The organism is Rhodococcus sp. P3_B8 (assembly GCF_056402775.1).
This window is the reverse complement of the sequence record NZ_JBFUGT010000301.1, coordinates 1-7,840: the sequence shown is the minus strand read 5'-3', so window position 1 is coordinate 7,840 and position 7,840 is coordinate 1. Positions and strand designations below refer to the sequence as shown.

Annotated in this window: 9 protein-coding genes and 2 pseudogenes; 5 read left to right on the top strand and 6 right to left on the bottom strand. The window is 66.1% G+C overall.

Annotation, left to right across the window (positions count from 1 at the left end):
* Both AC1D1G_RS38080 and AC1D1G_RS38075 read right to left on the bottom strand, forming a co-directional pair.
* Positions 1-653 (bottom strand): annotated as a pseudogene (locus tag AC1D1G_RS38080) (hypothetical protein); the annotation flags it as partial.
* 6 nt (positions 654-659) lie between these two features.
* Positions 660-1,058, bottom strand: a complete 399-nt coding sequence (locus AC1D1G_RS38075; RefSeq protein WP_477956169.1) for a DUF7144 family membrane protein — start codon at positions 1,056-1,058, stop codon at positions 660-662.
* Between the two features lie 300 nt (positions 1,059-1,358).
* Here AC1D1G_RS38075 and AC1D1G_RS38070 point away from each other — a divergent pair, with 300 nt between their 5' ends.
* From AC1D1G_RS38070 to AC1D1G_RS38060, 3 genes are all read left to right on the top strand, one after another.
* Positions 1,359-1,739 carry an SHOCT domain-containing protein gene (locus tag AC1D1G_RS38070; RefSeq protein WP_206017580.1) on the top strand — a complete coding sequence of 127 codons (381 nt, stop codon included), beginning with the start codon at positions 1,359-1,361 and terminating at the stop codon, positions 1,737-1,739.
* A gap of 210 nt (positions 1,740-1,949) precedes the next feature.
* Complete coding sequence (locus tag AC1D1G_RS38065; protein WP_477956168.1) at positions 1,950-2,771, top strand: class II glutamine amidotransferase; 822 nt, start codon at positions 1,950-1,952, stop codon at positions 2,769-2,771.
* Between the two features lie 95 nt (positions 2,772-2,866).
* On the top strand, positions 2,867-3,103 hold the full coding sequence (locus tag AC1D1G_RS38060) for a three-helix bundle dimerization domain-containing protein (RefSeq protein ID WP_206017578.1): 237 nt from the start codon (positions 2,867-2,869) through the stop codon (positions 3,101-3,103).
* A gap of 40 nt (positions 3,104-3,143) precedes the next feature.
* Here AC1D1G_RS38060 and AC1D1G_RS38055 read toward each other — a convergent pair whose 3' ends face one another.
* Entirely contained in the window at positions 3,144-3,491 is a 348-nt protein-coding gene (locus AC1D1G_RS38055; RefSeq protein WP_477956167.1) for an amphi-Trp domain-containing protein, read from the bottom strand.
* Positions 3,492-3,982: 491 nt separating this feature from the next.
* Between AC1D1G_RS38055 and AC1D1G_RS38050 the strand changes: the two genes are divergently transcribed.
* On the top strand, positions 3,983-5,587 hold the full coding sequence (locus AC1D1G_RS38050) for an MFS transporter (protein ID WP_477956166.1): 1,605 nt from the start codon (positions 3,983-3,985) through the stop codon (positions 5,585-5,587).
* A 69-nt stretch (positions 5,588-5,656) separates the two neighbouring features.
* On the opposite strand, the pseudogene AC1D1G_RS38045 reads toward AC1D1G_RS38050, so the two are convergent.
* Positions 5,657-5,907, bottom strand: a pseudogene (locus tag AC1D1G_RS38045) (DUF2252 family protein); the annotation flags it as partial.
* Positions 5,908-6,109: 202 nt separating this feature from the next.
* Between AC1D1G_RS38045 and AC1D1G_RS38040 the strand changes: the two are divergent.
* Positions 6,110-6,247 (top strand): hypothetical protein, encoded by a 138-nt coding sequence (locus tag AC1D1G_RS38040; protein ID WP_477956165.1) that lies wholly within the window; start codon positions 6,110-6,112, stop codon positions 6,245-6,247.
* Between the two features lie 132 nt (positions 6,248-6,379).
* Here the strand turns inward: AC1D1G_RS38040 and AC1D1G_RS38035 are convergent, their stop codons facing one another.
* The gene (locus AC1D1G_RS38035; protein WP_477956164.1) at positions 6,380-6,988 is read right to left on the bottom strand and encodes an Rv1733c family protein; all 609 of its coding nucleotides are present in this window, start codon (positions 6,986-6,988) and stop codon (positions 6,380-6,382) included.
* A gap of 415 nt (positions 6,989-7,403) precedes the next feature.
* The coding region (locus tag AC1D1G_RS38030) for a pyridoxamine 5'-phosphate oxidase family protein (RefSeq protein ID WP_477956163.1) at positions 7,404-7,840 on the bottom strand (437 nt) is incomplete at its 5' end.

Sequence of the window (7,840 nt, the reverse complement as noted above, 5' to 3'; positions counted from 1 at the left end):
ATGACGGTGCCCAGAGAAATGCTGACGGTGCCGCTCTGGTCGACCTCCACCGAGCTGAGACCGTAGTTCCCCGTCATCACCGCCACGAGCGCGTTGTGCGCCGAACGGTTCGCCTGGATCCAGAGGTCCTCGAACTGCTGGGACTGCACGAGTGAGCTGACGGTGTCGTGGACGAAGTTCTTTGCCTGGCTCGTGATCACCGGTGCGAGGCCGATCACGGCCGCGTCCAGCCGGGGAGCGTTCGCTGCGAGATTCGAGACGTCGGTCAGTGCTTCGAGTGCGTCCTTGGTGAGCCCCTCGACGTCGACTCGGGTGAAGATCTCGTCGGTGATCTGGTTCGTGATGTCCGCCTGGAGGGCCGGATTCGCACCGAGGGGGGCGACCGTGCTCACGTAGCGGTCGGTGTCGAGGATCTGACTTCTCGTGAAGCGTGCGGTGACCGACGCGAGTGCGAGAACGGCGACCAGGACCAGCAGAATCGTGACGGCCGTCCAGCGCAATCCGTTCCGGGGTGGGTGGGCGACCGGTTCTGCCGGAACACCTGCGGCGGCGCCCGCGGCCTGTCCGCGCAGCGTCGCCACCTCGTCGCGCAACCGGAGGAGTTCGGTGCGTTCGTCCTTGTCGAGTGGGCCGGTGCTCGTGCCGTCTTCCATTGCGGATCAGATCACTTCGGGGTTCCAGGTGGCGACCGCCCAGATCACGACGGCGTTCAGCGCGATGATCGTGATTGCCCACCCGGGGTAGTAGGGCAGCCATAGGAAGTTGACGAGGATCGACAGGGCGCACAGCACCATCGCGCCGACACGTGCCCAGGTGGCCCCGGTGAACAGTGCCGCACCGACGGCCGCGACGATCACGCCGAGCACGAGATGGATCCAGCCCCAGGTGGTGACGTCGAATTGGTAGGTGTACTCGATGCCGACGACGATCACGTCGTCCTTGGCTATCGCGGAGATCCCCTGGAGGAACTCGAGCACGCCGACGGTGACGAGAAGAACCGCCCCGCCCATCGACGTTCCCTTTGCCACACCCTGTTTGACCACCGAGTCCTCGGACATGACCGTTCCTTTACGTGTCAAGGCGCGAAACTACCTGGTGAGAATCATTCTCCTCCGGCATTGCAGGTGTTGGCAGGCGGATGCCCGGATCACCTCGACGACATCCTGGTCGGCGACGGGGCCGCACTCGCCTCGATGACCGTGATCGCACGGGATGCGCCCGCGAGCGTGAGTTGCGCAGAAACCAGCGACGACAGGCCCCGGGAGGTGGATGCTTGCCTGGTGAGCGGGCACATCTGAGAACCGTTCCGCACCCAGGCAGCTCACATGCGGGGCTGCCGCACTCGAAGGAGTCACACCATGTTGGATTCATTGTGGGAACTGATCTGGTACACGCTGATGGTGTTCGCGTTCGTCGCCTACCTGATGATCCTGTTTCACGTCCTCGGTGACTTGTTCCGCGACCGCGGCATGTCCGGTCTCGGCAAGACTCTGTGGATCATCTTCCTGGTCGTGCTGCCGTACCTCAGTGTGTTCGTCTACCTCATCGCCCGGGGCCCCGGCATGGCGGAACGGCAACTCGAGGCGCAGAGCGCGGCGAAGCAGGCGACCGACCACTACATCAGGGAGGTGGCCGGGAAGTCGGCTGCCGAACAGATCGCCGACGCAAAAGCATTGCTCGACGCGGGCACCATCACCCAGGCCGAGTTCGACGCCCTCAAGGCAAAGGCGCTCAGCTGACACGCTCAGCGCGAGCCCACAGGCTCGCCGACCGCCCCTCGATCCGGCGTCGACCCCATCGAGGTGCGAAAACTGTTTCGCGTGCTGATCCTGTGCCGCCATCGCCTTCGGGTGTCCGTGCGCGCCCTTCACGAAGGGGGCGGGGTCTGTGCCCGTCAGGGCTGTCGCAGACAGGGTCGGCTCTGCTTGAATTGAGGTATGTGCCGGTGGATGGCGTACTCGGGGGAGCCGATCATCGCGGAGGACCTGTTGTTCCGCCCTAAACATTCGCTGATCGACCAGAGTCTGCACTCACGTCTCGGGGCGACGACCACCAATGGTGACGGCTTCGGTGTCGGCTGGTACGGCGAGGGCACCGAACCGGCGGTGTACAAGAGCATCGAACCGGCCTGGAACGACAGTAATCTGCGGGAGATCGCCGGTCAGGTGCGAACACCCATGCTGCTCGCCCACGTGCGGGCCTCAACCGGGACGCCGGTGCAGCGCAGCAACTGTCACCCCTTCCGGCACGGGCAGTGGTTGTGGATGCACAACGGCGCACTGCGCGGGTTTCACGAGATCAGGCGCGAGTTGGTGATGGCCGTCGACCCGGGGCTGTTCGTCGACATCGAGGGGTCCACGGATTCGGAAACCTTGTTCTTCCTCGCCCTGACGTTCGGTCTCGTCGACGATCCCTTCGGTGCCGTGGCCCGGGCGGTCGGCTTCGTCGAAGACGTCGGCCGCGCCCATGGGGTCGAGGATCCGGTGCAGATGACCGTCGCGACCACCGACGGCGAATCGCTGTGGATCTTCCGCTATTCGAGTGAGCGGCAGTCGAGGTCGTTGTTCTTCTCCACCGAGGTCGCGAAGCTGCGCGCACTGCACCCAGAAGTCGAGGTCCTGCACCGCCTGGGCGGGGAGACCCGTTTCGTGGTCTCCGAGCCCCTCCGCGACCTCGAAGGCGCGTGGAACGAGGTGCCGGAATCCTCGGCCGGGGTGGTCCGGCCCGGCGACGACGAAGTCCGGCCCTTCGAACCGATCGCACCGACATGAGTTCGCGCGGCACCGATATCAACCGGTGACCACACCGCGTGTCGTTGCCATTTCGGGTGTTGCCCCTTGTCCGTTCCGGGGCAGACGATGAATGAATGCGCGGAGATGACGAAATGCTGCAGATCGAACAGGTCATCGCCCGCCTGATCACGCGTTACCCCTCGATCCCACCGGCGGACATCGAAAACACCGTGCGGAACATGCACAAGCGCTTCGTGAACGGGCGAGTACGTGACTTCGTGCCTCTCCTCGTCGAGAAAGCAGCCCGCCGGCACATCACCGAATCGGTCTCGCCGTCGGCCGTACCCGCCGCGCTGCCGCCCGCCGGGTAGCGATCCCACCGGGTAGCGGCTCAGCGGCGATGTGCACAGATCACTTGGCGGTGGCCGTGCGCGGCCGCCCACGACGCGCGGTGGTCTTGGCCGGAGCCGGACTCGTGATCGGAGGCGGACTCTCCGATTCCGGTTCCGCGTCGGCCGTCGACTCCTCGGACGGATCGTCGCGCCAACTGATTTCGATTTCGATCTCGGTCTCGTCGCCGTCGACCTCAATCTCGAGCTCCCACCGGACCCGGTGGGCGACGACGATTTCGATCGAGTCGCCGGCCGAGCCCAGTTCCATCTCGGAGCCGCTCGCGAGGGCCTGCCCGAGCGCGATGAGCCGGTCGGACACCTCTTTCCGGGAGAGCTCGGACTTGCGCTGGATCTCCAGCTTGGGCACGACGACTCCTGACCTCGGCGAGGTGTGTACTCCCCGTAACTGCCGCGGCGCAGGCGGCCGGTCCGAACCGAGGAGAAACCAACAACGATGCCGGCCCGTCTCGGCTCGACGTTGCGACGATCGGTCCTCGGAACGGCTCTGTGGCTTCTGAAATCATCCGAGCGCGTCGGGTATGGAACGACGCTTGGCTCATGCCCGGCCCGGGGCTTGAATTCTAGATAGGTCGCCCCCACACATGAGACACTCAGTGTTGCGGGATCGACGTCGCGCTCGCGTCTACCCCCACCCCATTCCCGTCCCGGGCCCGATGACCTGACCAGGGCGGTGTGCGCGCAGGAGGTGGCCGTGACGTCTTGGGTGGCTTGCCGTCGATTACCGTCCCACCTCGTGTCCGCGGGTCTGCGCGGGCGACCGATCGGCAGGCCGACACGGTCTCGCGCTCACACGCCCGTCCGGATCGACGTCACGACAGCCGCGGCGGTGGGTCTGTGATGACCGAAGGACCGACGACCAGCGATCCCTCCGAGAAGGCAGCGGGCCCGCAACGCCTGCTCGGACTCCTGCTGGCGATGGCGATGTTCGTCCTCGTCGTCGACACATCACTGATGAACGTGTCGATCTCCTCGGTGGTTCGCGACCTCGACACGACCGTCAGCGGCGTCCAGGCCGCGATCGCACTCGAGGCGCTGGTATCCGCCGCGTTCATCCTCATCGGTGGCAAGGTCGGCGATCTCATCGGGCGCAAACGGGCGTATGTGCTGGGCCTGCTCGGCTACGCAGTCGGTGCGTCGGCGATGGCACTCGCACAGAGCCTGACCGCGATCATCATCTTCTGGGCGATACTCGGTGGAATCGGCGCGTCACTCCTGTTGCCCGCCATGCAGTCCCTCATCCACGGCAACTTCGAAGGCGCCGCGCAGAAGAAGGTCTACGCCCTGGTCGGGGCCGCGGCCGCGATCGCCGCCGCCGTCGGACCGCTGCTCGGCGGTTTCATCACCACCTACCTCTCGTGGCGCATCGCGTTCGTCCTCGAAGTCGTCATCATCGCGGTCGTCCTGTCCGGCATCAAACTGGTCCGCGATGTGCCCTACACCGGACCCCGCGTCATCGACCTGATGGGCGCGGCCCTCTCCGTTCTGGGCATGGGCGGGATCGTGCTCGGAATCCTGGTGTGGCAGGAGGGCGGCGAATCCGTTGGTGCGCTCCTGGTGATCGGTGCGATTGCGATGGCCGTGCTGGCGTACTGGCTCGTGCGGCGCAAACGTCAAGGAAAGCCGGCACTGCTGGACCCGGACCTGTTCCGCTCCAAGATCTTCCGACTGGGCATCTCCGGGCAGATGCTCCAGCAGATCGCCCTGGGTGGCACGATGATCGCGCTGCCGATCTACCTGCAAATGGTGCTCGAGTACAACGCGATGCAGGCAGGCTTGTCCCTCGCACCCCTCTCGCTCAGCATGTTCGCAGTGGCGGTGCTCGCGGGCAAGAAGGCCGGCGACCGGCGCCCGAGCAGCATCATCCGCTGGGGATTCGTGCTTCTGACGATCGGGATCGCGGCACTGATCCCGATCGTGCCGCGCGCCGAGTTCGGCTGGGGCCTGGTGATCCCGTTGGTGATCGCCGGATCCGGGTTGGGATTGCTGGTGTCTCAACTCAACAACTACACACTCGCCCCGATCGAGGAGGAGCGGATCAGCGAGGCCGCCAGCGTCAATTCCGCGGCGGGATCGTTCGGGCTCTCGTTCGGGCTGGCGTTCGCCGGCGCCATCATGCTGGCAACGCTGTCCCTCACCTTCACCTCGATGGCGGAGTCGAGCACCGTGCTCCCGCCGGCCGAGCAGCAACAGGTGGCGCAGGTGCTCGAGGACGACGCCGAAGTCATGAGCAACACCCAGCTCGAACAGTTGCTCGTCGACCAGCCCCCGGAGATTCAGGACGAGATCATCCGCATCAACACCGACGCACGACCGCTCGCCCTTCAAATCGCCCTGCTCATCCCCATCCTCGCCGGTCTCATCGGGGTGTTCAATTCGTTCCGCATGAGGCGCATCCCGGAGCCCGCACCACCGGCCTCCGGCGAAGGGCCAGAGGGCGACTGACGCGCGTCTACCCACGGTCTCGTAGTCCTGCCATCACCGATGATGTTCGGACGCCGTGTCGGGCGCGACTCAGAGTCCGGTGTCGGCGGTGATGCGACCCGCGGTGATGGCCTCGAGCAGTGCTGCATGGTCTCGGGCGTTCTGGTCGGTGTACGTGTCGGCGAATTCCGCCATCACATGGTCGAAATCGGTGCCGTCCCCGAGGTAGGCGGCGATGGCGATCCGGTCGCCCCCGCGGGCGTGGGCGAAGGCGAGGGCCCGACCGCACATCCGACCGAGCTTCATCAGTCGGGGGTCTGGAATTCGACCGCCGCCGACCCCGCCACCATCGACGTGCCGGCCCCACCGCGGGTTTTTCGGCGGGATCGGTGGGATCGGTGGAAAGGACTTTGTCCCCTAGCCGGACCGTCGCGTGGGTAGGAACACTGATGGTGACCGGGATCGGTGCCCGCGCCTTGGCCACCGCTCGGCCACATCTGTGCGACTGAGAGTACCCACATGACACGCCTGCAGGCTTCTTCGGTGAGCGCACCGCATCACTGCATTCCCACCCGCCGAGCACTGAGCACGCCGGAGATCCTGCAACGGATCCAGGCGATGTTCGCCGACGGGGACGACCCCGGCTCGGCTGGCACCGACGAGAAGCCGTCGCCCATCTGACATGCAGAAGGTCCGGCTGCGCGCACCGCAACAGTGTTGCGGTGCAAGCGAATTAGATGATCTTGCCCCGTCGGCAGCCTCGTGGTCCCGCCGATGACGATCCGATCCAGTGGCCCCGCCAGGCGGGGATCGTCAGCTGACCGGCCATCCCGGTGTGCGGCCGACATCGTTCCATTCTCGATCCCACTGGCGCATCCGGCTTCGCGTATTCACCCACCGGACCCCGCAGAGCAGCAGGAAGGAACCAACCGCGGCGGTGGCCCACACCGACAGCGCGGCGCTGACGGCGATCGCCGCGTTCTCCGGGCCCGATCGGGGCTCGTCGACCACGTGGCCGTCAGGATCGATCCACACCGAGACGGTGTCGCCGCGGTGGGCGCCGGGTCGGGTTTCCACGTCGGTGGACTGGAGGGTGCCATCGGGCGCAGTCCACTGAGCCGTCGCATGGTCTTCGGTGTCCGGGGCGTCACCGGCCGCACCCCCCACGAGGACTTGGTGCGGATCGTCGATGAGAACCGCAGATTGTGCATGTCCGCTCTGCAGGTCGGCGCGGGACTGATCGTTCAGGCGGGTGTTGGTCACCGTTCCGAACGCCGCCGCGAACGGGACCATGATCAGGACGAAGGTGATCACGACGGCCGCGACGACGGCATCGAGACGGTCCCTGGCCCGCATGAGGGGATTTCGGCTCCACGGAGTCAGTCTCCACCAGCGTGATGCGGATGACTGATGGATATTCATCCCGTGCCTCCTCGGCCATCCTTACTGAATCCGAGTCTTCCGCACCCAGGGCGCGCGGCGTAGAGCACAAGGTCATCGGCAGAAGCGACAGAGAAAGCACCTTCCCGGCCACGTTCCACCGGGCGTGCGTCGACGGCAGGCCGGCGACGCGGAGACCAGCCGCCAAGGACGAACGGGTGACCTTCGGCCCTGGAACTGAGTTCGCGGTGACCGCACCGCGCGGAAGCATCGTCACCCACACGACGACGGTGGCACGTGCCGCCCCGTCCGCCCCGTCCGATGCGATGCGATGAGCTGAGCGTGCCCCGAGACGAAGAGTCGAGTGCGTCTCCGGCCCCAGTGCCGGAGAAATCGGTGGTGATCGCGCCGCTACCGAGGCCAAGTCCGACCACGGTCACCACGCGCAGTGGGAGCCCTATCGCTGGTCGCCTGCCAGCCGGGGCAGGGTCAGGCGGCGGCCAGTGACGTACTCGATGTCGAGGACGAGGTAACAATCCGAGGGTCGGATCGTCCACGGGGGCGGACCGGTGTGGTCGAACCCGCACAGATACTCGGAGCCGGTGGCGGTGCGGGCGTGGCCGAGAACGACCACACTCCATCCGTCCCGGGTTCCCGCCTCGACATGCCCGGCCTCGAACGCCACGAACGTCCGATCGAAGCGGCCGAACCAGGACTCGTTCTCGGTCGCGATGACGATCTCGGAGCGGGGGGCGGCGAAGGTCACCAGCCGCACCGCGGGCAGGGCGTCCTCGGTGTAGAGCAGACGACCTGTGGGCACCGACTGCAATGCGTGGACGCATTCGGTCGGGGTCAGGGTGCCGTCAGTGTCGGAGGTGCGCATCACACTGTGGT

What these genes read in the sequence shown, in the direction of transcription:
- AC1D1G_RS38075 (WP_477956169.1), bottom strand. Translation starts at nt 1,058, where the DNA reads ATGTCCGAGGACTCGGTGGTCAAACAGGGTGTGGCAAAGGGAACGTCG.
- AC1D1G_RS38070 (WP_206017580.1), top strand. Translation starts at nt 1,359, where the DNA reads ATGTTGGATTCATTGTGGGAACTGATCTGGTACACGCTGATGGTGTTC.
- AC1D1G_RS38065 (WP_477956168.1), top strand. Translation starts at nt 1,950, where the DNA reads ATGGCGTACTCGGGGGAGCCGATCATCGCGGAGGACCTGTTGTTCCGC.
- AC1D1G_RS38060 (WP_206017578.1), top strand. Translation starts at nt 2,867, where the DNA reads ATGCGCGGAGATGACGAAATGCTGCAGATCGAACAGGTCATCGCCCGC.
- AC1D1G_RS38050 (WP_477956166.1), top strand. Translation starts at nt 3,983, where the DNA reads ATGACCGAAGGACCGACGACCAGCGATCCCTCCGAGAAGGCAGCGGGC.
- AC1D1G_RS38035 (WP_477956164.1), bottom strand. Translation starts at nt 6,988, where the DNA reads ATGAATATCCATCAGTCATCCGCATCACGCTGGTGGAGACTGACTCCG.